This is a genomic window from Agrobacterium sp. MCAB5 (assembly GCF_052114365.1).
Classification (GTDB): Bacteria; Pseudomonadota; Alphaproteobacteria; order Rhizobiales; family Rhizobiaceae; genus Agrobacterium; species Agrobacterium tumefaciens.
In genome coordinates this window covers 1-482 of the sequence record NZ_JBFREP010000229.1, presented here as the reverse complement: position 1 = coordinate 482, position 482 = coordinate 1, and the positions used below count along the sequence as shown (strand labels likewise).

General features: G+C 52.1%; 1 protein-coding gene. It reads left to right on the top strand.

Translation table 11 applies throughout. The features are described 5' to 3' along the window. Positions 1 to 72: 72 nt before the first annotated feature. Positions 73 to 255 (top strand): helix-turn-helix transcriptional regulator, encoded by a 183-nt coding sequence (locus AB4Z23_RS28365; RefSeq protein ID WP_441361292.1) that lies wholly within the window; start codon positions 73 to 75, stop codon positions 253 to 255. Positions 256 to 482: the final 227 nt, after the last annotated feature.

Genomic DNA, 482 nt, shown 5'->3' with positions numbered 1-482 from the left:
CAATTGGAGCGATTGTGAAGTGATGGGAAGATGAAATATTCGTTAGCTATATCAATGTGATAGGAGTTATTCGTGAGAACCTTCATTCGTCTACCCGAAGTAAAAAAAGCTACTGGCCTTTCAACTTCAACGATCTACGAGGGCATCCGCGATGGATGGTTTCCCAAGCCTGTTAAGATGGGGCCGCGAGCCATCGCGTGGGACATTGACGTCATTAGCGCATGGCAAGATGAACGCATCGAGAAGAGTGCTTGATTTGGAAAGCATTCAATCGCGCGCCCATGGCGAGCGCCTTTCACCCTGAGAAACATCGGCGCACTCAAGCATATCGCAGCCATACACTTGGTTGGTCTTAGGGTGGGCAGCATTACTTGAAATCAAATCTACCCATTCCGGTGCGTCAACCGAACGGCATCACCGTGCTTACGGACTCGACTCACGCCGGAGCTTTTGACCGCCGGGCACAGCGCCCTCCCGTCCGC